This is a genomic window from Vibrio sp. SG41-7 (assembly GCF_014164465.1).
In the GTDB taxonomy this organism is placed as follows: domain Bacteria; phylum Pseudomonadota; class Gammaproteobacteria; order Enterobacterales; family Vibrionaceae; genus Vibrio; species Vibrio splendidus.
This window is the reverse complement of sequence record NZ_JACJFF010000334.1, coordinates 1-601: the sequence shown is the minus strand read 5'-3', so window position 1 is coordinate 601 and position 601 is coordinate 1. Positions and strand designations below refer to the sequence as shown.

At 40.3% G+C, this 601-nt stretch carries 1 protein-coding gene; it reads right to left on the bottom strand.

Translation table 11 applies throughout. The features are described 5' to 3' along the window. Positions 1–76: 76 nt before the first annotated feature. Positions 77–508 (bottom strand): IS200/IS605 family transposase, encoded by a 432-nt coding sequence (gene tnpA / locus H5300_RS26975; RefSeq protein WP_182797386.1) that lies wholly within the window; start codon positions 506–508, stop codon positions 77–79. Between the last annotated feature and the right edge of the window lie 93 nt (positions 509–601).

The following is a 601-nucleotide window of genomic DNA, read 5'->3' as shown; positions in this document are numbered from 1 at the left end:
ACTTAACAACCACCTACTAAAGTAGGTGGGTTAGTATTACGGACTGAAAGTCCGGATACGGGTCAAAGACCCGTTGTTAGTCGCTTTCAGTTCGGAAGTTATCTTCAACCTTTGGCTCAAAATGATGCTCTAGGTATTCTTCGATCATTGTTTGAGTTAGCTCACCCGAAGTAACACAGAAGTACCCTCTAGCCCAAAAATGTCGACCCCAATATCTTCTTTTGAGATCTGGGAAACTATCGAACAATTTGCTCGAAGAACGCCCTTTGATTCGACGCATTATTTCGCTTGGAGCCATATTAGGTGGTGCTGATACCAAAAGATGCACATGATCCTTACTGACGACACCTTTGAGTATGTCAATTTCAAACATTTGACATGTTTGTCTGATTAATTCACGCACTTTCAATCCGACATCACCAGACAAAACCTGATATCGATATTTTGTAACGAATACAAAATGGTACTGAATTTTAAAAACCGTATGGCTTCCGTAACGATAGTCCATGACCAACTCCACCTATGTACAGAGTTGTAAAGTATCATAGCTAAAGCTGACCGACTAAAGTCGGTGGTTTTAACCTTTTAGGAGACTAATAAA

Bases quoted from the DNA above. Each gene is read 5' to 3' on its own strand.
- tnpA (WP_182797386.1), bottom strand. From the start codon at position 508: ATGGACTATCGTTACGGAAGCCATACGGTTTTTAAAATTCAGTACCAT.